Below are 20,434 nucleotides of genomic sequence, written 5' to 3' on the forward strand. Positions count from 1 at the left end.
CAAGCGCCCGCGCACTTGCAGCGCGCGCACGTGGCCGTGGCCGGCTTGGGCGGCGTCGGGTCGTGGACGGTTGAGGCGCTGGCGCGTTGCGGCGTGGGCGCGTTGACGTTGATCGACCTGGATCACATCGCCGAATCCAACGTCAATCGGCAACTGCACGCGCTGACGTCCACGTTGGGCAAGTCCAAGGTGGATGCGATGGCCGAGCGGGTGCTGGAGATCAACCCCGAATGCCGCGTGACCCGGGTGGATGACTTCGTGTCGCCCGAGAACGTGGCCGAGGTGCTGCCCGGCCCCTACACCGTCATCATCGATTGCACCGACCAGGCAGCCGCCAAGATCGCAATGATCCTGCACGCGCGCGCATTGGGCGTGCCGATGCTGCTGTGCGGCGGCGCGGGCGGCAAGACCGATCCGCTGGCGTTGCGGGCAGGGGACTTGTCGGCGGCGGTGAACGACGCCTTGTTGTCCAAGCTGCGCAACAAGCTGCGCCGCGAACACGGGTTTCCGCGCGCGTCCGACCAGCACGGCAAGGCGCTCAAGCGCGTGCCCAAGATGGGCGTGCATGCGCTGTGGTTCGACCAGCCGGCCATTCTGCCCGACGCGTGGACGCGCCCCACTGAAGGCGAGGACGATGTCGGCGCCGCCGGCCAGGCGACCGCCCCGCAAGGCTTGTCCTGCGCGGGCTACGGCTCGGTGGTGACGGTGACGGCGGCCATGGGCATGGCAGCGGCCAACGAAGCGCTGCGCATGGCGATCTGAACGCGGCGCTACAGCGCCACGAACACCATTCCGTCTTCGATCCTGACCGGATAGGTCGCCACGTTCTCGCGCAAGGGCGAACACAGCGCCCGGCCGTCGCGCACATCGAAACGCCCCTGGTGCAGCGGGCATTCAATTTCATGGCCGGTCAAAAAGCCGTCGCACAGGCGGGCGTTGCCGTGCGTACAGAGGTTGTCCGTGGCGTAGACCTGGCCGTCCACGCCGTACAGCGCAATTTCGCGGTCGCCCGCCTGCACGGCAATCACGTCGTCTTCGGGCACATCGGCATGGGCGATGGCCTGTATCCATTGGGTGGTCATCGTCATGGCGGTGATCCTGGCTAGGCTAGATGGGGTAGATCAGCGAATTGGGCACCAGCTCGCTGTCGAAGATGCACAAGCGCGATTCGAACTTCATGCCGTCGGGCGTGTCGCGCACCACGTCCAGGTAGCGGCCCACGTTGAATACCGTGGTCAGCTGATTGGGCTTGGTGCGAAAGACGGCGTAGCTGGCTTCGGATTCGATGCGGTCGCCCTGGACCGACAGCACGCGCGGCGCTCCGACCACGTGGCGCTGGTAATACGGGTCGTGGAAGATCGTTTCGGTGGCGCCGTAAATGCGGTCTTTCAGCATGCCGCGGCTTTCGAACGCCATGGTGGCCAGTGGGTAGCCGCGTTCATGGTTTTCGCGGGGCAGCACCTTGTAGACGCAGTCTTCCAGGAAAAAGTCGGGCCACTTGTCCCATTGCTCTGCGTCCAGCGCGGCGGCGTAGTCGGTGTACAGGCAGGTCAGCCGGTAATAAAGCGGAAAGTCCAGCATCGTCATGCCTCCATCACGCGTCGCCAATACGCGTACATGCCGCGTATCAACGTTTCAGTGACCATGTGGTCGGTGTTCTCGGCCGTCTTGCCGCCCAGTTCCGCCACGCTGCGGTGCCACGGCTTCTGTTGAAAACCCGATTGCGAAAATTCGATCACTTCGCCGTCGTCGGCCGACACGAAGCCGGCCGGGCCAAACAGGTTTGCCTGGCGCAGCCGCCGCTGCGTCATCTCGGGCGTGTCATCGGCAAAGCCGAAGTGCGTCCAGACGAAGTCGAAGGCGTCGTGGCCCACGGGCTGGATGTGGCGGGTGGATAGCGAATTGACCTGCTGCTGGATGATGACGCTGGGAAACAGCGTCATCAGCACGGCGGTGGGGCCGTTCCACCAGGGCTCCGGCACGATGTCCAGGAACCGGTCATCGTTCAGCGACATCTGTTCCTTGAAGCTGGACACGCCGCTGGTTACGCTGCCCTTGCCGCCCTGGCCGCGCGTGGAAATCATGGCGGCGTGGCGAAAATGGCGGTCCATCTTCAGTTCTGAGCGGTTGTCGGCGCGCCACAGGCCAAAGGTGACGAACCAGGTGTGCAGCAGGCCCGGGTGGTAGGGGTCTTTGATGTTTTCCTGCATCAGCTTCCAGTTGCCGGGGATGCGCTGACGGCTGTAGCCGTGGATAAGCAGCTGGCGGCCGTCGAACACGCGGTCGAAGTAATGCAGGATGTCCGGGCCCAGATAGTCTTCGAGCGGTTCGGCGTCGTGGTCGAACGAGGCGAATACGACGCCGTTGCGACAGGCCACCGCCAGCTTGGTCAGGCTATGGTCCTCGGTTTTGAAGTCGGGCGGCATGCCGCCGTTGACCTTGCCGTCCTGCTTGACGCCGCGCCGGAACGGCACGCCGATCAGGTTGCCTTGCAGGTCGTAGTTCCACTGGTGATACGGGCAGACGAATTCGGTGCGGTTGCCGGAACGTTCGCGGCAGAACTGCACGCCACGGTGGGCGCATACGTTTTCCACCACGCGGACCTGGCCGTCGTTGTCGCGCAGCAGGATGACGGAACGTTCGCCGACGGCGGTGCGCTTGAAGTCGCCGGGGTTGGGGATTTCGGCTTCCAGGCCGACATAGCACCAGTGCGCCTGGTAGAAAAAACGTTCCAGCTCGCGTTGGTGCAGGGCGGCGTCGGTGTAGACGCCGAACGGAATGCGGTGGGAACCGTCGTCCGGCCAGGGCGGGTCGATGGGCATGGCTTGTCTCCGAGTCGTTGTCGCGGCTTTTATCGCGGCGTTTATCGCTGCTTTTATCGGTCCATGTTCCGCCACGCGCAAAAATAAATAAATAGAATCTGGTCAATAGAACGCATCACCAGAATCAATATTGGTGGAGACAAGCGCATGAACCTGAAAGACGTGGACCTGAACCTGCTGGTCGTCTTCAACGAACTGCACAGGCATGGCCGGGTATCCGCCGCCGCGCACAGCCTGGGCATCTCGCAGCCCGGCGTCAGCAACGCGCTGACCCGTCTGCGCAAGCTGCTGGGCGATGAGCTGTTCCTGCGCACGTCGCGCGGCATGGTGCCCACGCCCTATGCCGAGGCGCTGGCCCAGCCCATCGCGGACGCGCTGGCGGCGCTGCATGGCACGCTGAACGCGCGCGCCGTGTTCGACCCCGCAAGCAGCGAACGGGCCTTCGTGATCGGTGTGAACGATGTGGGCGAAACCTATTTCCTGCCACGCCTGATGCGGGCGCTGGACGCCGCCGCCCCGGGCGTCACCATCCGCACGGTGCGCACCACGTCGATCGACGTGCGTGACGAAATGGAGCGCGGCCGCATCGATGTGGCGATGGGTTTCCTGCCCGGCCTGCAAAGCGGTTTTTTCCAGCGCAAGCTGTTCAGCCAGCCTTACGTGTGCATTTTCCGGCGCGACCATCCCCTGGCGCATTCGGGCGTGTCAGCCAAACAATTCCGCACCGCCGAGCACGTGGCCATCGTGTCAGAAGGCACCGGGCACGGCGTGGTGGACGAGGTGATCGCACGCGCCGGCATCCAGCGCCGCTTGCGGTTGACGGTGCCGCACTTCATTGCGGTGGGGCCGGTGTTGCAGGCCACCGACATGATCGCGGTGGTGCCGCAGCGCTTTGCCGATTGCGCCTGTGCGCCCTTCGGGCTGGCGACGGCGCCCTGTCCGGTGAAGATTCCGGAGTCGGTCATCAATGTGTTCTGGCACGCGCGCAACCATCGCGATCCCGCCAATCAGTGGCTGCGGCAGGTGGTGGTGGAGCAGTTTGCCGAGCCGGACGGGCGGGTCAGGCTTCCCGCAGGGTGACGTTGAACCAGCCGCGCAGCGCGTTCGACAGCCGGATTTCGTCGGCGGCATGCAGGTCGGCCAGCGTCAGCACGCGTTCGCGCACGTTGGCCGTATCCAGCAGTTCGCCGCGCTGCACGCCGGGCAGGCAGCCACTGTCCACCGGGGGCGTATACCAGCGGCCGTCCAGGCGCAGGTATACGTTGCTGCGGCTGCCTTCGCAAAGTTCGCCGCGTTCGTTCAGATAGAGCAGGTCAAAGATGTGCGGATGCGCCGGCAGCCATTCGATGGTCTTGGTGTACCAGGGGCGGTGCGTGGTTTTGTAGCGCAGCAGCGGTTCGGTCGAGCGCAGCGTTTCGGGCGCCAGCATCACTTCCTGCACGGCGGGCAGGGGCGGCAGCATGGCGGTCTGGATCTGGCGGCTGCCGTCGCGGGCCACCAGCAACCGCAGCCGATGCGCGCCCGGGGTCACCAGGCTGGTAGCGGCGATCATGATGTCGCCTTCAACGGCGCGCCCGGCCCAGACATAACCCAGGTCCTTGCAGGACGCCTCCAGCCGCTTCAGGTGGCGGTCCAGCAAGGGCACGCGCTGTTCGGCATCAACCAGGATGGTCTCGATCAATTCGGGTTGCATGGGTCGCTCCTGGTCGTGGCGGGTGTGGCCGGGCTCTATGCTACTACCGCCGTCGCCGGAAGTTCCAGCGCGGCATCAGGCGCGCAGGATCCGGGCTTTCCAATGGCACTCCTGCCATTCCTCGGCGGGGTCCGAATCGTGCACGATGCCGCCGCCCACGCTGTAGACGCCCTGGCCGGCGTCATCCAGCACCAGGGTGCGGATCGCCACGTTCAACGAAAAATCGCCATCCGGCGCCAGCCAGCCCACGCTGCCGCAATACAGGCCGCGCGGGCCGGTTTCCATCTGGCGGATGCGGCGCATGGCCGCGACCTTGGGGGCACCGGTGATCGAACCGCAGGGGAACAGCGCGCGCAGCACGGCTTCCAGGGTGGCGTCGGGCGCCTGTGCCGACACGGTGGACGTCATGGTCCAGACGGTGGGATAGCGCTCCAGCGAGAACAACGCGTCGACCTTGACCGAGCCCGGCTGGGCCAGGCGACCCAGGTCGTTGCGCAGCAGGTCCACGATCATCAGGTTTTCGGCGCGGTTTTTCTCGCTGGCCAGCAGGGCCTGCCCCAGCCGCGTGTCTTCCCCGGCATCGGCATGGCGTGGCGCGGTGCCCTTCATGGGGCGGGTCGTCAGCCGCGAGCCGTCTCGCCGTACGAAAAGCTCGGGCGAAAACGACAGCACCGTGCGCGCGCCGTCCTGGATAAAGGCGGCGTGGGCGACCGGGTTGCGGGCGGCGATGCGCCGGTAAAGCGTGGCCGCATCGCCCTGGACTTGCACGTCCAGCGGCTGGGTGTAGTTGACTTGGTATAGCTCGCCGTCTTCGATCAGGCCCCGGATGGCGTTGATCTGGCGCACGTAGTTGGCCTCCGTCATGCGCGGGGCGGGCAGGGTGATGGCGGAGTCGGCGCGTGCCGCATCGGCGCTTGCCGAATCGGGCGCGTCCCACGGCGCTTCGTCGACCTTGCGTTCGAACACCAGCGCGGTCAGGCGCGGGCGGCCGTCGTCTTGGGGAGGCGTCCAAGGGCCGGTCGGCGCCGCCCGCGAGGCTTCGGGCAGCAGCCATTCGCCCAATTCGTAGTCCAGCAACAGGGCCACCCAGCGGCCCTGTTGCCGGGCGGCCTCGATGGCCGCCAGCGCCGGGCCGACCTCGGCGGCGGTGCGTGCCTCGATCCGGGAGCAAAAGCCCTCGAACTTCAGTGCGCGACCGGCCAGCCGGTCTTCAAAACGACAATGCATGCTTGCTACGGATGTTGATGAGCCAGGAATTCCGTCAGGACGCGTCCCGTGTGGGAATGGTCGGCCAGGGTCATCACATGTTCCGGCGAGCCTTCGGCAACCAGCTGCCCGCCACCCGTGCCGCCTTCGGGGCCCAGGTCCAGCAGCCAGTCGGCTTCGGCGATGACGTCCAGATTATGCTCGATCACGACCACCGTATTGCCGGCTTCCACCAGGCGATGCAGCACGTGGATGAGCTTTTCGACGTCGGCCATCGACAGGCCCACCGTGGGCTCGTCCAGCACGTACAGCGTGTGCGGGATGCGCGAGGCGCGGCCGGTCTTGATCAGCCCGTCGGTCAGGCGCGCCTTGGATAGCTCGGTCACCAGCTTGATGCGCTGGGCCTCGCCGCCCGACAGCGTGGGCGACGGCTGGCCCAGCGTCAAATAACCCAGGCCCACGTCCTGCATCAATTGCAGCGGGCGATGGATCTTCGGGTGCGCGGCAAAGTAGCCGATGGCGTCGTCCACTTCCATGGACAGCAGCTCGCCGGCGTTCTTGCCGCGCATCTGCACGCTGAGCGTGTCGCTGTTGAAGCGCGCGCCGTTGCAGGCGTCGCACGGCACTTTGACGTCGGGCAGGAAGTTCATTTCGATGGTGCGCATGCCCTGGCCTTCGCAGATGGGGCAGCGGCCATCGCCGGTGTTGAACGAGAAGCGCGCCGCCGTCCAGCCGCGCATGCGGGCTTCGCGGGTGTCGGCGAACTGCTTGCGCACGTCGTCCCAGAAGCCCACATAAGTGGCCGGGCACGAGCGCGGCGTCTTGCCGATGGGGGTCTGGTCCACTTCCAGCACGCGGTCGATGGCTTCCCAGCCCTTGATGCTTTCGCAGCCCGCCCAGCCCGGGGCCTTGCCCTGCGACACGGCTTGCGTCAGGTTGTCCAGCAGCACTTCGCGCGCCAGCGTGGACTTGCCGGAACCGGATACCCCGGTCACCACGCTCAGCCGGCCCACCGGAATCTTGGCGTCCACGCTGCGCAGGTTATGCAGGCGCGCGCCTCGGATTTCGATCATGGGCGTGTCCGCTTCCACCGGACGGCGGCCTTGCAGCGGATGCGCCAGCGGCGTCTTCAGGTAGCGGCCGGTGATGGATTCCGGCGCGTTCATGACGTCTTCCACGGTGCCTTGTGCCACGACCCGACCGCCACGGATGCCCGCGCCCGGCCCGATGTCGATCACGTGCGAGGCGCGGCGGATGGTGTCGTCGTCATGTTCCACCACCACCAGCGTGTTGCCGTTGCCTTCCAGGCGCGCCAGCGCGTCCAGCAGGATGCGGTTGTCGCGCGGGTGCAGGCCGATGGTGGGTTCGTCCAGCACATAGCAAACGCCTTGCAGGTTGGAACCGAGCTGCGCGGCCAGGCGGATGCGCTGCGCTTCGCCGCCGGACAGCGTGGGCGCGGCGCGGTCCAGCGCCAGGTAGTTCAGGCCCACTTCCTGCATGAAGTTCAGGCGGCCGCGAATTTCGGTCAGGATGTCGCGGGCGATCTCGCCTTCGCGGCCACGCGCCACCAGTCCGGTAAAGAAGGTGTGCGCGTCGGACACCGGCAGCGACGCCAGTTCGGCAATGGACTTGTCGCGCCAGCGCACGGCGCGCGCCACGCGGTTCAGGCGCTGCCCGTCGCACTGCGTGCACGCCTTGGCCTCGCCTTCGTACCAGGCGTTCCAGGCGGTTTCCTCGCCCGTCTGCTCTTCGTCAAAGCCCTGCAATTGCAGGCCCGTGCCGTAGCAGCCCGTGCACCAGCCATGCTTGGAGTTGTATGAGAACAGACGCGGATCAGGTTCCGGGAAGCTGGTGCCGCAAGACGGGCACGCGCGCTTGACCGAAAAGTGCTGCTGCTGCAATTCGCTGTTCAGCGCTTCATGCAGCTTGTTCACCGGCCACACCACCGACATCACGCCCTGGCCGTTTTCCAGCGCGCTTTTGACGGCGGCGCGCAGGTCGGCCTCGTTGGCCGGGTCCACCACCACGTCCGCCACGGGCAGTTCGATGGTGTGTTCCTTGTAGCGGTCCAGGCGCGGCCACGGGGCCACGGGGATGAACTCGCCATCCACGCGCAGGTGCGAATGGCCCTTCGAACCGGCCCACTTGGCCAGGTCCGTGTAATAACCCTTGCGCGCGGTGACCAGCGGGGCCAGCAGCCCGATGTGCACGCCCTTGTGGTCGCGCAGCAGGCGCGCCACGATCTGGTCCGTGTTCTGCGGTTCAACGGCCACGTTGCAATCCGGGCAGTACTGCGTGCCCAGCTTCACATAGAGCAGGCGCAGGAAATGGTGGATTTCCGTCATCGTGGCCACGGTGGACTTGCGCCCGCCACGGCTGGTGCGCTGTTCGATGGCCACGGTGGGCGGAATGCCGAAGATGGCGTCCACGTCGGGCTTGCCGGCCGGCTGCACGATGGCGCGCGCGTAGGCGTTCAGCGATTCCAGATAGCGGCGCTGGCCTTCGTTGAACAGGATGTCGAACGCCAGGGTTGACTTGCCCGAGCCAGACACGCCGGTGATCACGGTGAATTTATCGTGCGGGATTTCAACGCTGATGTTCTTCAGGTTGTGCTCGCGCGCGTTGCGGATCTCGATGGCCATGTTGCCTTGGCGACGCGCGCGCATCACGGACTGCAATGGCGTGCCTTCGCCGGCGCCGGGGCCGGCGGCATCGGTGGCCACGTCCGCGCCGTTGTAGACGGCGGTGGGCTCGGCGATGCGCGCGGTCAGGCCGGCTTGCTCGACTTCCTGCGCGTCGATGTCGCTGGTGACCACCACGTCGGCCGGCAGGATGCTGACTTCGTAGTCACGCAGCGCCGCGCCGGTATGCGACTTGGGGTTGTCCATCAGGTCTTGCGGGGTGCCCACGCCGATCAGCAGGCCGCCGGCGTCGCCGCCTTCGGGGCCCAGGTCGATCAGCCAGTCGGCCGCGCGGATCACGTCTAGATTGTGTTCGATGACCAGCAGCGTGTGGCCGGCGGCCAGCAGCTTGCGAAACGCGCGCATCAGACGTGCCACGTCGTCAAAGTGCAGGCCGGTGGTGGGCTCGTCGAACAGGAACAGGCTGCCCTTCTTGGCAACCTTGGCGGTGGAAATGCCGCTGCGCGCGGCTTCGGCCAGGTGGCCGGCCAGCTTCAGGCGCTGCGCCTCGCCACCGGACAGCGTGGGCACGGGTTGCCCCAGGCGCACGTATTCCAGGCCCACGTCGGCCAGCGGCGCCAGGCCGGTCTGCACGTCGCGCAGGCCCTTGAAGAAGTCCAGCGCTTCGCTGACCGTCATGGCCAGCACTTCGTCGATGGACGCGCTTTTGCCCAGGTGTTCGACACGCACTTCCAGCACTTCGGGGCGGAATCGCTTGCCGTCGCAGTCGGGGCAACGCAGGTAGACGTCGGACAGGAACTGCATTTCGACGTGTTCGAAGCCGGTGCCGCCGCAGGTGGGGCAGCGGCCGTCGCCACCGTTGAAGCTGAACGTGCCGGCCGTGTAGGCGCGTTCGCGCGCGAGCGGGGCCTGGGCGAACAGCTTGCGGATGGCGTCAAAGGCGCCCACGTAGCTGGCGGGGTTGGACCGCGCCGTCTTGCCGATGGGCGTCTGGTCCACCATGACCACGTCGGCGATCTGCTCGGCGCCCAACAGGCGGTCGAACGCGCCGGGCGTTTCCGACGGCTTGCCCTTTTGCTTCAGCAGCGCGGGGTACAGCACGTCTTGCACCAGCGTGGACTTGCCCGAGCCGGACACGCCGGTCACGCAGACCAGCCGGCCCAGCGGCAGTTCGACGGACACGTTTTTCAGATTGTGCGCGTTGACGCCTTCGAGCAGCAGGCGCGGCGTGTTGGCTGCCACCGGCATGGGGCGCGGGGCTTCCACGCGCTGGCGTCCGCCCAGGTAGTTGCCCGTCAGCGTGTCGGCCGCGCGCAGTTGCTTGGGCGTGCCGTCAAAAACGATGTAGCCGCCGCGTTCGCCGGGGCCGGGGCCGATGTCGATGATGCGATCGGCCGCCACCATGACCTGCGGGTCGTGTTCCACCACCACCAGCGTGTTGCCGGCGTTGCGCAAGCGATGCATGACTTCGACCACGCGGTGCATGTCGCGCGGGTGCAGGCCGATGGACGGCTCGTCCAGCACGAACAGCGTGTTCACCAGCGAGGTGCCCAGCGCGGTGGTCAGGTTGATGCGCTGCACTTCGCCGCCCGACAGCGTGCGGCTCTGGCGGTCCAGCGTCAGGTAGCCCAGGCCCACGTCGCACAGGAACTTCAGGCGCGCGCGCACCTCGGTCATCAAGAGGTCGGTGGCTGCATCCAGCGCGCCCGAGAAAGACAGCCCGTCAAAGAAGCGCCGTACCCGTTCGATGGGCAACAGCATCACGTCATGGATCGACAGGCCGCCGATGTTGTTCAGCTGATCGCGCGACCAGTTGGCGGCGACCGGCATGAAGCGCTGATAGCGGCCGTCTTCGGGCGGCAGCACGGTGTCGGCTTCTTCCTTGGTGCCCAGGCGCCACAGCAGCGCATCCGGTTTCAGGCGCGCGCCGTTGCAGGTGGGGCAGGGCGTGTAGCTGCGGTACTTGGACAGCAGCACGCGCACGTGCATCTTGTACGCCTTGGTTTCCAGCCAGTCGAAAAAGCGCTGCACGCCGTACCACTGGTGCTTCCAGGCATCGTTGCCGCCCTTCCAGTCGGGCGTGCCGTACAGCACCCAGCGCTTGTGTTCTTCGCTAAGGCTTTTCCAGGGCACGCCCAGCGGCACGCCCGCGCGGGGGGCGTACTTTTGCAGCTCGTCCTGGCATTCCTTGTAGGACGGCGTGGTCCAGGGCTTGATGGCGCCTTCCATCAGGGTCTTGTTTTCGTCGGGGATGACCAGGCCGAAGTCGATGCCGATCACGCGGCCAAAGCCCCGGCACGCCTCGCAGGCGCCCAGCGGGGAATTGAACGAGAAGCTGCTGGGCAGCGGGTCGGTGTATTCGATGTTGCAGTCGGCGCAGTGCAGGCGGTCGCTGTATTTCCAGATGTCCGCGTTCTCGCCCTCGGCGTTCATGACGTAGACGGCCAGGTGCCCGGCGCCCATGCGCAGTGCCGTGTCCAGCGCTTCCATCACGCGTTCGCGTTCGGTGCCGGCGAAGCGGAAACGGTCTTGGATAACGTGCAGGATGCGGCGTTCTTCGCCGGCGTCCTTGGCGGCCTTGCCCTTCTTGGCGCCTTTGGCCGGCTTGGCCACGGTGGCGCGCGGCACCGCCGTTTCCTCGGCGTGCACGCGGGTGTAGCCCTGCTGCTCAAGAAAGCCGCGCACTTCGTCTTCGGTGAAGTTGGCGGGCACGGCAATGGGAAAGGTCACCACCAGGCGCGGGTCGCCGGCCACGGCGGCGCGTTCGGCCAGCGAGTGATAGACGGATTCGGGCGTGTCGCGCCGGACCAGCTTGCCGCAGCCCCGGCAGTACAGCCGCGCGCCGCGCGCAAACAGCAGTTTCAGGTGGTCGTTCAGTTCGGTCATCGTGCCGACCGTGCTGCGCGAGCTGCGCACCGGGTTGGTCTGATCGATGGCGATGGCGGGCAAAATGCCCTCGATGCGGTCTACCTGGGGCTTGTCCATGCGGTCCAGGAACTGGCGCGCGTAGGGCGAGAAGGTTTCCACGTAGCGCCGTTGGCCTTCGGCGTACAGGGTGTCGAAAGCCAGCGAACTTTTGCCGGACCCCGACACGCCGGTCACAACGACCAATTCGCCGGTGGCGAGGGTCAGGTCCAGGTTTTTAAGGTTGTTCTGGCGTGCGCCAACGATGCGGATTTGGGAGCTCATGGACGGTATCGTAGCCTGAGGAAGCCGCCTGCCCGAGCGATAACCCATCGCTGGTTCCAAGCGCGGCGATATGGAATAATTGCCTATATTGTGATGCGGTTGTCCATATTGTGGACACCGCCAGGCGGTCTAGCTGTACAAATAAACAGTATCGCAGATTCGTCTGAAATCCGCGCTGCCTGCATTTCGAATCTGTGGCGTTCTTAGGACTTCTTCGAATTTCTGGGTTGAAGGTCTACGCCGTTCCATGTGCCGTCCAAGGACGGCGCATGGGTCTTATCTGGGGACGTTCTTGTCGGAAACCAAGGTCGCGGGCGCTGCCGCGTTCGGGAAATTCATGGCCGTGCTGCAAGCCGTTGCCGATGCGCCAGAGCCGCCCACGGCCGCCGCGCTGGCGCGCGTTTGCGGCTATCCCCGCCCCACCGTCTACCGTATCGTGGCGGCCCTGGCCGAGCAGGGCATGGTGGCCGAAACGGGCGGCGCCTATCGGCTGGGCACGCGGCTGATATCGCTGGCCAGCCGGGCGTGGTCGCGGTTCGACCTGCGCGCCGCCCTGGCGCCCGACCTGCAAGCCCTGCGCGATGCCACCGGCGAAACGGTCCATCTGGCCGTGCCGGCGGGCCACGAAATGATCTATATCGACAAACTGGAAAGCCCCGGGCCCGTCCGCATGGTGTCGCGCGTGGGCGCGTCCGTGGCGCTGCATTCCAGCGCGGTGGGCAAGGCCTATCTTGCCGCGCTGGACGAGGCGGCCCGCGAACAGCTGCTGCGCGGGCTGCCCCTGCCGGCGCGCATGCCGGGCACCGTCACCAGCTTGCCGGCGCTGCGCGCCGTGCTGGAGGAAGCCCGAGGCCGGGGCTACGCCATGGACGACGAAGAAAATGAAGCCGGTATCGTCTGCTATGGCGTGGCGCTGTGCGACGCGGCCGGCCGGCCAGTGGCGGGCGTTAGCGTCAGCACGCTGCTGTTCCGGCGCCAGGACGATCCCCAAACCGCTTATATCGACCCCTTGCTGCGGCTGCGCGATGCCGCCGTGGCCAAACTTGCCGTGTTGCCGGTGTCCACCGGCGGCGCCTGACCGTCAGCCTCAGAGGAATCCCATGACCGCATCCGCTCCCCTCGCGTCCAAGCTATCCGCCTTGCTGGCGGCCCGGGTCGTGCCCGTGCTGCGCTATACCGACGCCGCCACCGCCGCCTATGCCGCCGAAGTGGCGGTGGCGGCCAGTTGCCGCACCCTGGAATTGACCTGGACGATTCCCGGCGTGACCGACCTGGTTCGCGCGCTGCGCGACAAGCACGGCCCCAGCCTGCTGCTGGGCGTGGGCACCGTGCTGGACGAAACCCAGGCGCGCGAGGCGCTGGTGGCCGGCGCCGATTTCCTGGTGTCGCCGGGCCTGGCCACCGATATCGTCGACATGGCCCATGCCGCCGACGCCCTGTGCCTGTTGGGCGCCTTTACCCCCACCGAAGTATTGGCCGCGCGGCGCGCGGGCGTGGATGTGGTGAAGGTTTTTCCGGCGGATACGGGCGGCCCCAAGCACCTGGCCGCCCTGAAATCCGTGTTTCCCGACACCATCTTCTGCCCCACGGGCGGCGTCACGCAGGAAAACATGGGCGCGTATTTCGCGGCCGGGGCCGGCTTGGTCGGCATCGGCAGCAACCTTTATGACAAGGCCGCCTTCGCCGCGCGCGATACGGCGGCTCTGGTCGCGCAGATCACTCGCACCCTGGAGGCGTCCCATGGCTGACGTGGACTTCGACATCGTCGCGCTGGGCGAGCCGCTGATCGAACTGAACCAGACGCACAAGGGCCAGCTTCAATACCTGCAAGGCTTTGGCGGCGATACCTCCAACGCAGCCATCGCGGCGGCCCGGCAAGGCGCGCGCTGCGCCTATCTGACCCGGGTGGGCAACGACGCCTTCGGCGCGCAGTTCCTGGACCTGTGGCAGGCAGAAGGCGTGGACACGTCCGGCGTGCAGCGCGACGACGACGCCCACACGGGCCTGTATTTCGTGCAGCACGGGCCCGACGGCCATGCGTTCAGCTACCTGCGCCGGGGCTCGGCCGCCAGCCTGATGACGCCGGCCCTGCTGGACAGCGGGCTGATCGAACGCAGCCGCTTCCTGCATGTGTCGGGCATCAGCATGGCAATCAGCACCAGCGCCTGCGACACGGTGTTTGCCGCCATGCAACGGGCCAGGGCGGCGGGCACCCAGATCAGCCTGGATTCCAACTTGCGCCTGCGCCTGTGGCCCGTGGACCGCGCCCGCGCCATCCTGCGCGAAACGATGCGGCAGGCCGATCTGTTCTTGCCCAGCATGGACGACATGCAGCACCTGACCGGCAATGACGACCCCGAACGCACGCTGGACTGGATCCGCGACGGCGGCGCGGCAGGCGTGGTCGTGCTGAAACTGGGCAAGGACGGTTCCATCATCGACGACGGCAAGACCCGCACGCCGATGGCCGCCCTGCGCGTGGACGCCGTGGACGCCACCGGGGCGGGCGACTGCTTTGCCGGCAGCTTGCTGGCCCGGCGCTGCCAGGGCGACAGCTGGGAAGAGGCCGTGCGCTATGCCAACGCGGCGGCGGCGCTGTCCACCCTGGGCTATGGCGCGGTGGACCCGCTGCCGCGTGCCGAGCAGGTTCGGGAACGCTTGGCGTTGCTGGCGGGGCAGGGCGCCGCGGGGTCGAAGTAGGCCTGGGGCGAGGGAGCGGGGGCGGAGGCGGTCGATGCCGCCTGGATCAATTCAGGGACGGGTCTCCGCCGCGCCGCCATGCACCCCAAATGCCCGCCATTGGCGTCGGCAGGAAATTTCAGGCTAAAATGCCAAGTTATCCGAATTTTTTCCGCCAGCCTGATCCCCGGTTGTGCGGTGACTTTTTTCCGCAAATTCAACAGGAGAATCAACATGGCTGAACGCAAACGCGTGCGTCGTAACACCCTGGAACGCCGTTGCCTGGGCAAGGCCTTCAAGCGCTTGTTCGTCAAGTCGCCCAAGGGTGTTTTCAAGATGCTGGAAAAGATCAAGCGCGTCTAATCGACGTTCTGGATCTGAAAAATCCCCGCAGGGCTTCGTGCCTTGCGGGGATTTTTTTATGCAGGGGCCGGGCCAAGCTTGGGCTTGATGAAATCCATGAACGCGCGCGTCTTGGCCGGTTGGATGCTTGACGGGTACACCGCGTAGATCGAGATCGGGTCCACTGACCAGCCCGGCAGCACGCGGCGCAGCGAGTTGCGCTTGATGATCGGGTCCAGCGCCAGGCAGTTGGGCATGCGGGTGATGGCCAGGTCCAGGCCGGCAAGCGTGCCCGCGATGCTCATGTTGTTGGCCGCCAGATGGCCGCTGACCGGCACCACTTCGCTGACCGTGCCGTCGTGCAGCGTCCAGTACGAATGCGCGTCGTCGATCGTGGTTCGCAGGCACTGGTGTTGCGTCAATTCGCCCGGTGTCCGGGGTTCGCCATGGCGTTGCAGGTAGCGCTCGGACGCATACAGGTAGTTGTCCAGGGACACCAGCTCCTGCACCACGGCGCCAACCGGGCGGCCGGCGTTGCCGCCATTGCCGTTACCGTTCCCGTTGCCATGGCCGACGTCCAGCGTCGTCGGCGAAATATCCCCATCGCGGCCAAACCGCAGCACCACGTCAAACGGCGTGCCTTGCGCGTCGGACGCCGTCATCATGCTCAGGTCAAATTCGCATTCGACGTCGGGATACTGGTCGGTGAAGTCCTTGATGGTTTCGGGCAGCAGCCACATCGCCAGGCTGTACGGCATCGACACCCGCAGGTTGCCCGACGGGCCGCCGGACAGCGACAGCAACTGCTCGTGCGCGAGCCGGGCCTCGTCGATCAGGCCCTGGCAGCGGCGCATGTAGGCGGCGCCCGCTTCGGTCAGATCCAGCCGCCGGGTGTTGCGGTTGATCAGCCGCAGGCCGATCGCGCGTTCCAGTTCGTTGATACGCCGCGACAGCGTGGACGTAGGCATGTCCAGCGCGCGCGCGGCCATGCTGAAGCTCTTGCGCTTGGCGACCTCTACAAACAAGGCAATGTCATTGAGCTGGACGGTCGAAGCTTCCATAGGCGTTCCGGATTTGGCCGCACGAGTTTACGCCACTCGCGCACCGCAGCGCTTGGACAAAAGATCGCGATAAATCCGCCAACGCCGCGCCACAGCCGCGCGATATTGCCTAAAAATCGCATGGGTTGACAGATTTGATTGCAAATTTGAATGCCGTGGCATCGGTTCACGTTGGCATATCCCCTACACTTCAGGCGAAAACAGACAGACCAAGACCGCAGCGGTGGCACGGAGATCGCAAAGGGGCATAGCAGGCATGACCGATACACCAACGTTTTTCACCGTTCTAACGCCCACCTACAACCGGGCGGGTACGCTGCACCGGGTGTACGAATCGCTTTCCCGGCAGACATTCAGGGACTTCGAATGGGTCGTGGTGGACGACGGCTCCACCGACAACACCCACGAATCCATCCTGGACTGGCAGACGCGCGCGGATTTTCCCATCCGCTACATCTGGCAGAACAACCAGCACAAGAAAACCGCCTTCAATCGGGGCGTGCGCGAAGCCAACGGCCAGATGATCGTCGGCCTGGACAGCGACGACGAGATGCCGCCCGACGCACTGGCCATCTTCAAGGAAGCCTGGGAAGCCATCCCGCCCGCGCGCCGCGATTCCTATGTGGCCGTGACCGGGCTGTGCGCGCGGCCCGACGGCAGCATCGTCGGCGACCGCTATCCGCAAGACGTGTTCGACAGCACCGCCGTGGATGTGTACTTCCGCTATCGCATCAAGGGCGAGAAGTTCGGCTGTATGCGCACCGACATCCTGCGCAAATATCCTTTTCCGGAAGACGTGGCCGGCTTCGTGCCGGAAAGCCTGGTGTGGTGGGCGATTGCGCGCGCGGGCTATCTCAGCCGCTTCATCAACCGCGTGGTGCGCACGTACCACGACACCCCGGGCGGCTTGTCCCAAGGCGCGGTGTCGGTCAGCAACAACGCCCAAGGCCTGTACCTGCTGGCCTGGGACATGCTGCAACATCACCTGGAATTCTTCCGCTACCGCCCGCGCGAATTCATCATGGCGGCCGCGCGCTACACGCGCTTTCGGCTGCACCTGAAGCATTCGGGCGTGCCCACGGCAGTGGGCGCCTATCGGCTGACCAACCCCATGGCAACCTTCATGGTCGCGGCGATGTGGCCGGTGGGCTATGCGCTGTACCGGCGGGATCGGCGGCGCGGCGTGGCCTAGACCGCCGTGGGGGCGGCGGGCACGGCAGGCGCGGACGCGCCATGCCCCAGCCCCAGATACACCTCGACCACGCGCGGGTCCACCGCCACCTCGGCGGCCGGCCCTTCCAGCGTGACGGCGCCCGTTTCCAGCACGTAGGCGTAGTCGGCCACTTGCAGCGCCGCGCGGGCGTTCTGTTCGATCAGCAGGATCGACACGCCCATCTCGCGCAGCCGCGCCACAATCTTGAACACTTCACGCACGATGCGCGGCGCCAGCCCCAGGCTGGGTTCGTCCAGCATCAGCAGGCGCGGCTTGGCCATCAACGCGCGTCCCACGGCCAGCATCTGGCGTTCACCACCCGACAGCGTGCCCGCCAGTTGCGCATGGCGTTCCTTCAGTCGCGGGAACAGCTCGTAAACTTCCGCCAGCGTTTTGTCCTGGTCGCGCAAGCCCGTGCGAAAACGGTGGAAACCGCCCAGCATCAGGTTGTCGTGCACCGTCATTTCAGAAAACAGCTCGCGCTTTTCGGGCACCAGGTTCATGCCGGCCGCCACCATTTCCTCGATCTCGGCATGCTCCTGCGGCTTCCCGCCGAACACGATCTGGCCCGTGGAGGGCAACACGCCCATGATGGCCGACAGCAAGGTGGTCTTGCCCGCGCCGTTGGGGCCGATCACGGTCACGATCTGGCCTTCGCCCACCGTCAGGCTCACGCCCGAGACCGCTTCGACCTTGTCGTACGCCACGCGCAAGTCGCGCACTTCCAGCAGATTCGTGCTCATCATTCCACTCCGCCCAGATAGGCCTCAAGCACCGCGGGGTTGTGCTGGATCTCGGCCGGCAAGCCCTCGGCGATTTTTTCGCCGAAGTCCATGACCACCACGCGATCCACCAAGCCCATCACGAAGTCCATGTCGTGCTCGACCAGCAAGATGGCCATGCCTTCCGAGCGCAGCTTCTTCAGCAGCTCGGCCAGCTCGCATTTTTCCTGATAGCGCAGCCCCGCCGCCGGCTCGTCCAGCAGCAGGAGGCAAGGGTCCGACGCCAGCGCCCGCGCGATTTCCAGAATGCGCTGTTGCCCCAAGGCCAGCGATCCGGCTTCGTCGTGCAGGTGCTTGCCCAGCCCCACGCGTTCGACCTGTCGCGCGGCCTCGGCCAGCAGGCGCGCTTCCTCGGCCCGGTCCAGGCGCCAGGCGGCCGGCAGCACGCCACGATGGCCGCGCAGGTGCGCGCCGATCGCCACGTTTTCCAGCACGCTCATGCGGCCCAACAGGCGCACATGCTGGAACGTGCGAGACAAACCCAGGCGCGCGATCTTGCGCGCACCGGCGCCCGCCACCGATTGCCCCAGCAGCGTGACCTGGCCCGAGGTGGGCGTGTCCACGCCCGAAATCTGGTTGAACATCGTGCTCTTGCCCGCGCCGTTGGGGCCGATCAACGCCAGGATCTCACCGGCGCGTATCTCCAGGTTCATGGCGTTGTTGGCGACCAGGCCGCCGAACTTGCGCGTCACGTCCACCGCCTTCAACACCACCTCGCCGCGCGCCGGCATGGGCTTGCGCGGCAGGGGCTCGGCGTTCATGTCCACGCGGCGCACTGCTTTCTTCACGCGGATCCAGCGCGTCAGCACCGGCCACAGGCCGCTGCGGGCGCGGTGCAGCAACAGCACCATGCCGAAGCCGAACACGATGACTTCAAAGTTGCCCGTCTGCCCCAACACCTTGGGCAACCAGTCTTGCAACCATTGCTTGGCCACCGTAAACACGCCGGCGCCCACCAGCGCGCCCCAGACCTGGCCCGCGCCGCCAATCACCGTCATGAACAGGTATTCGATACCCATTTGCAGGCCGAACGGATTCGGGTTCACAAAGCGCTGCATGTGCGCGTACAGCCAGCCGGACGCGCAGGCCTGCAACGCCGCGATGATGAAGATCACCATGCGCGAGCGCGCCGTGTTCACGCCCATGGATTCGGCCATCACGCGGCCGCCCTTGAGCGCGCGGATGGCGCGGCCTTCGCGCGAATCCAGCAGGTTCTGCGTGGACCAGACGGCCACCATCAGAAACGCCCAGATCAGGTAGTAGATGCTGCCGCCGTCGTGCAGCGGCCAGCCGAACAGGTTGATGGCCGGGATGTCAGGGATGCCGGTATGGCCGCCCAACCCTTCCACCGAGCCGAACGCAAAGTACAGCGACAGGCCCCAGGCGATGGTGCCCAGCGGCAGAAAGTGGCCCGACAGCTTCAGCGTGATCGCGCCTAGCAGGTAGGCGATGACCAGCGTCAGCAACAAGCCGGCCAGCAGCGTCAACCAGGGCGATGCGCCCAGCCAGGCCAGCCACGACGGCAGCGTGTCGGCGCGGGTGGTCAGCAGCGCCGTGGTGTAGGCGCCCACGCCCACGAAGGCCGCCTGGCCGAAGCTGGTCAGGCCGCCCACGCCGGTCAGCAGCACCAGGCCCAGCGCTACCAGCGCGTACAGGCCGATGTAGTTCAGCAGCGTGATATAGAACGGCGGCAGGGCCAGCGGCCCCAGCGCCAGCAGCGCCAGAAACGCGACGAGGATGATGCGGGGGTTCATTCGTCTTCTTCCTCGACGTGATGGCTTTTCAACGAGCGCCAGAGCAGCACGGGAATGATCAGCGTGAACACGATGATTTCCTTGTACGCGCTGGCCCAGAACGACGAGAACGCTTCGATCAGCCCGACCAGCACCGCGCCGGCCGCCGCCAAGGGGTAGCTGACCAGGCCGCCGATGATGGCGCCCACGAAGCCCTTCAGGCTGACCATGAAGCCCGAATCGAAATACATGGTGGTGATGGGGGCGATGAGTATGCCCGACACCGTGCCGATCAACGCGGCAAGAAAAAACGTGGCGCGCCCGGCGAAGATGGGCGAAATGCCCATCAGCCGCGCGCCCAGCCGGTTGAACGCCGCGGCGCGCAGCGCCTTGCCGTACATCGAGCGTTCAAAGAACTGGTACAGCACCACGATCAGCACGGCCGACACCGCCACCACCCAAAGCGCCTGGCTGTTGACGTTGATGGGACCCAGCGCCAGGCTGGCGTCGGAAAAAGGCGCGGTGCGCGCGCCCTCGGCGCCGAACGCCAGCAGGCCCAGGCCCACCAGCGCCAGGTGCACGGCAATGGACACGATCAGCAGCACCAGCGTGGACGCCGAGGCGATCGGCTGATAGAACAGCCGATACAGCTGCGGCCCCATCGGCACCACCAGCAGCAGCGTCAACAACGCCTGCACGGCCATCGGCAGCTGCGCCAGCGGCAGTTGGTACAACAGCCCCGCCAGGATCAGCGGGTAGATCGCCTTGGCCGCGATGCGCCAAAGCCCGCGCGAGCGGCCCGGGCGCTTGGCCCGCGCCATCAGGTCGGCCACGGCTTCAGCCAGCGCGAAGGCCAGCAGCAGCCACACCAGCAGCACGGGCTTGCCGGCCTGGATGGCCGCCATGGTCAGCGCGCCGAAGGCGACGAACTCGCCCTGGGGGATGAACAGCACGCGGGTAACGGTAAAGACCAGCAGGATCGACAACGCCAACAACGCATAAATCGCGCCGTTGGTGATGCCGTCCTGCCCGAGTATCAAGGCGATCTGAGCATTCATGCGAAAAGGTCCAA

The 20,434-nt window shown here is 66.2% G+C and carries 17 protein-coding genes; 7 read left to right on the forward strand and 10 right to left on the reverse strand.

Annotation, left to right across the window (positions count from 1 at the left end; all coding sequences use genetic code 11):
- The coding region (locus tag YH64_RS05705; RefSeq protein ID WP_143215265.1) for a ThiF family adenylyltransferase at positions 1–762 on the forward strand (762 nt) is incomplete at its 5' end.
- An 8-nt stretch (positions 763–770) separates the two neighbouring features.
- Here the strand turns inward: YH64_RS05705 and YH64_RS05710 are convergent.
- From YH64_RS05710 to YH64_RS05720, 3 genes are read right to left on the reverse strand one after another with little or no spacing between them, the layout of a single operon-like run.
- Complete coding sequence (locus tag YH64_RS05710; RefSeq protein WP_046803552.1) at positions 771–1,082, reverse strand: non-heme iron oxygenase ferredoxin subunit; 312 nt, start codon at positions 1,080–1,082, stop codon at positions 771–773.
- Positions 1,083–1,107: 25 nt separating this feature from the next.
- A complete protein-coding gene (locus YH64_RS05715) occupies positions 1,108–1,581 on the reverse strand; it encodes an aromatic-ring-hydroxylating dioxygenase subunit beta (protein WP_143215275.1) in 474 nt (157 codons plus the stop codon).
- Positions 1,582–1,583: 2 nt separating this feature from the next.
- Positions 1,584–2,822, reverse strand: coding sequence for an aromatic ring-hydroxylating dioxygenase subunit alpha (locus YH64_RS05720; protein ID WP_046803529.1), 1,239 nt, complete (start codon positions 2,820–2,822; stop codon positions 1,584–1,586).
- Between the two features lie 147 nt (positions 2,823–2,969).
- Here YH64_RS05720 and YH64_RS05725 point away from each other — a divergent pair, with 147 nt between their 5' ends.
- Positions 2,970–3,902, forward strand: coding sequence for a LysR family transcriptional regulator (locus tag YH64_RS05725; protein ID WP_046803528.1), 933 nt, complete (start codon positions 2,970–2,972; stop codon positions 3,900–3,902).
- Here the strand turns inward: YH64_RS05725 and YH64_RS05730 are convergent.
- The 3 genes from YH64_RS05730 to uvrA form a co-directional block, all read right to left on the reverse strand.
- Positions 3,883–4,515: an aminotransferase class IV family protein gene (locus tag YH64_RS05730; protein WP_046803527.1), complete on the reverse strand. Its 633-nt coding sequence runs from the start codon at positions 4,513–4,515 to the stop codon at positions 3,883–3,885. The genes YH64_RS05725 and YH64_RS05730 overlap by 20 nt on opposite strands.
- Before the next feature lie 75 nt (positions 4,516–4,590).
- Positions 4,591–5,742 (reverse strand): aminodeoxychorismate synthase component I, encoded by a 1,152-nt coding sequence (locus tag YH64_RS05735; RefSeq protein WP_046803526.1) that lies wholly within the window; start codon positions 5,740–5,742, stop codon positions 4,591–4,593.
- Between the two features lie 5 nt (positions 5,743–5,747).
- Positions 5,748–11,552 (reverse strand): excinuclease ABC subunit UvrA, encoded by a 5,805-nt coding sequence (gene uvrA, locus YH64_RS05740; protein ID WP_046803525.1) that lies wholly within the window; start codon positions 11,550–11,552, stop codon positions 5,748–5,750.
- Between the two features lie 292 nt (positions 11,553–11,844).
- Between uvrA and YH64_RS05745 the strand changes: the two genes are divergently transcribed.
- From YH64_RS05745 to YH64_RS30455, 4 genes are all read left to right on the forward strand, one after another.
- Positions 11,845–12,630, forward strand: a complete 786-nt coding sequence (locus YH64_RS05745) for an IclR family transcriptional regulator (RefSeq protein ID WP_046803524.1) — start codon at positions 11,845–11,847, stop codon at positions 12,628–12,630.
- 22 nt (positions 12,631–12,652) lie between these two features.
- Positions 12,653–13,300, forward strand: a complete 648-nt coding sequence (locus YH64_RS05750; RefSeq protein WP_143215266.1) for a bifunctional 4-hydroxy-2-oxoglutarate aldolase/2-dehydro-3-deoxy-phosphogluconate aldolase — start codon at positions 12,653–12,655, stop codon at positions 13,298–13,300.
- Positions 13,293–14,252, forward strand: coding sequence for a sugar kinase (locus YH64_RS05755; protein WP_046803522.1), 960 nt, complete (start codon positions 13,293–13,295; stop codon positions 14,250–14,252). Before YH64_RS05750 ends, YH64_RS05755 begins: the two co-directional genes overlap by 8 nt.
- 213 nt (positions 14,253–14,465) lie before the next feature.
- Positions 14,466–14,594, forward strand: coding sequence for a hypothetical protein (locus YH64_RS30455; protein WP_006226408.1), 129 nt, complete (start codon positions 14,466–14,468; stop codon positions 14,592–14,594).
- Between the two features lie 56 nt (positions 14,595–14,650).
- On the opposite strand, the gene YH64_RS05760 is transcribed toward YH64_RS30455, so the two are convergent.
- The gene (locus YH64_RS05760) at positions 14,651–15,634 is read right to left on the reverse strand and encodes a LysR family transcriptional regulator (protein ID WP_046803521.1); all 984 of its coding nucleotides are present in this window, start codon (positions 15,632–15,634) and stop codon (positions 14,651–14,653) included.
- A 256-nt stretch (positions 15,635–15,890) separates the two neighbouring features.
- On the opposite strand from YH64_RS05760, the gene YH64_RS05765 reads away from it, so the two are divergent.
- Positions 15,891–16,826, forward strand: a complete 936-nt coding sequence (locus tag YH64_RS05765; RefSeq protein ID WP_046803520.1) for a glycosyltransferase family A protein — start codon at positions 15,891–15,893, stop codon at positions 16,824–16,826.
- On the opposite strand, the gene YH64_RS05770 is transcribed toward YH64_RS05765, so the two are convergent.
- The 3 genes from YH64_RS05770 to YH64_RS05780 are packed head-to-tail and all read right to left on the reverse strand — an operon-like array spanning position 16,823 to position 20,420.
- Positions 16,823–17,590: an ABC transporter ATP-binding protein gene (locus YH64_RS05770; protein WP_046803519.1), complete on the reverse strand. Its 768-nt coding sequence runs from the start codon at positions 17,588–17,590 to the stop codon at positions 16,823–16,825. The two genes, YH64_RS05765 and YH64_RS05770, sit on opposite strands and share 4 nt — an antisense overlap.
- On the reverse strand, positions 17,590–19,383 hold the full coding sequence (locus tag YH64_RS05775; protein ID WP_046803518.1) for an ATP-binding cassette domain-containing protein: 1,794 nt from the start codon (positions 19,381–19,383) through the stop codon (positions 17,590–17,592). Before YH64_RS05775 ends, YH64_RS05770 begins: the two co-directional genes overlap by 1 nt.
- Positions 19,380–20,420, reverse strand: a complete 1,041-nt coding sequence (locus tag YH64_RS05780) for a branched-chain amino acid ABC transporter permease (RefSeq protein ID WP_046803517.1) — start codon at positions 20,418–20,420, stop codon at positions 19,380–19,382. The genes YH64_RS05775 and YH64_RS05780 overlap by 4 nt, the downstream gene beginning before the upstream one ends.
- Between the last annotated feature and the right edge of the window lie 14 nt (positions 20,421–20,434).

Origin of the sequence: Achromobacter sp. LC458 (assembly GCF_001005835.2) — a bacterium.
Lineage (GTDB): Bacteria > Pseudomonadota > Gammaproteobacteria > Burkholderiales > Burkholderiaceae_B > Achromobacter > Achromobacter spanius_B.

Excerpts from the sequence above, each read along its gene's own strand:
- YH64_RS05725 (WP_046803528.1), top strand. The coding sequence starts at position 2,970 with ATGAACCTGAAAGACGTGGACCTGAACCTGCTGGTCGTCTTCAACGAA.
- YH64_RS30455 (WP_006226408.1), top strand. The coding sequence starts at position 14,466 with ATGGCTGAACGCAAACGCGTGCGTCGTAACACCCTGGAACGCCGTTGC.
- YH64_RS05760 (WP_046803521.1), bottom strand. The coding sequence starts at position 15,634 with ATGGAAGCTTCGACCGTCCAGCTCAATGACATTGCCTTGTTTGTAGAG.
- YH64_RS05735 (WP_046803526.1), bottom strand. The coding sequence starts at position 5,742 with ATGCATTGTCGTTTTGAAGACCGGCTGGCCGGTCGCGCACTGAAGTTC.
- YH64_RS05715 (WP_143215275.1), bottom strand. The coding sequence starts at position 1,581 with ATGCTGGACTTTCCGCTTTATTACCGGCTGACCTGCCTGTACACCGAC.
- YH64_RS05765 (WP_046803520.1), top strand. The coding sequence starts at position 15,891 with ATGACCGATACACCAACGTTTTTCACCGTTCTAACGCCCACCTACAAC.
- YH64_RS05755 (WP_046803522.1), top strand. The coding sequence starts at position 13,293 with ATGGCTGACGTGGACTTCGACATCGTCGCGCTGGGCGAGCCGCTGATC.
- YH64_RS05750 (WP_143215266.1), top strand. The coding sequence starts at position 12,653 with ATGACCGCATCCGCTCCCCTCGCGTCCAAGCTATCCGCCTTGCTGGCG.
- YH64_RS05775 (WP_046803518.1), bottom strand. The coding sequence starts at position 19,383 with ATGAACCCCCGCATCATCCTCGTCGCGTTTCTGGCGCTGCTGGCGCTG.
- uvrA (WP_046803525.1), bottom strand. The coding sequence starts at position 11,552 with ATGAGCTCCCAAATCCGCATCGTTGGCGCACGCCAGAACAACCTTAAA.
- YH64_RS05720 (WP_046803529.1), bottom strand. The coding sequence starts at position 2,822 with ATGCCCATCGACCCGCCCTGGCCGGACGACGGTTCCCACCGCATTCCG.
- YH64_RS05780 (WP_046803517.1), bottom strand. The coding sequence starts at position 20,420 with ATGAATGCTCAGATCGCCTTGATACTCGGGCAGGACGGCATCACCAAC.
- YH64_RS05770 (WP_046803519.1), bottom strand. The coding sequence starts at position 17,590 with ATGAGCACGAATCTGCTGGAAGTGCGCGACTTGCGCGTGGCGTACGAC.
- YH64_RS05730 (WP_046803527.1), bottom strand. The coding sequence starts at position 4,515 with ATGCAACCCGAATTGATCGAGACCATCCTGGTTGATGCCGAACAGCGC.
- YH64_RS05710 (WP_046803552.1), bottom strand. The coding sequence starts at position 1,082 with ATGACCACCCAATGGATACAGGCCATCGCCCATGCCGATGTGCCCGAA.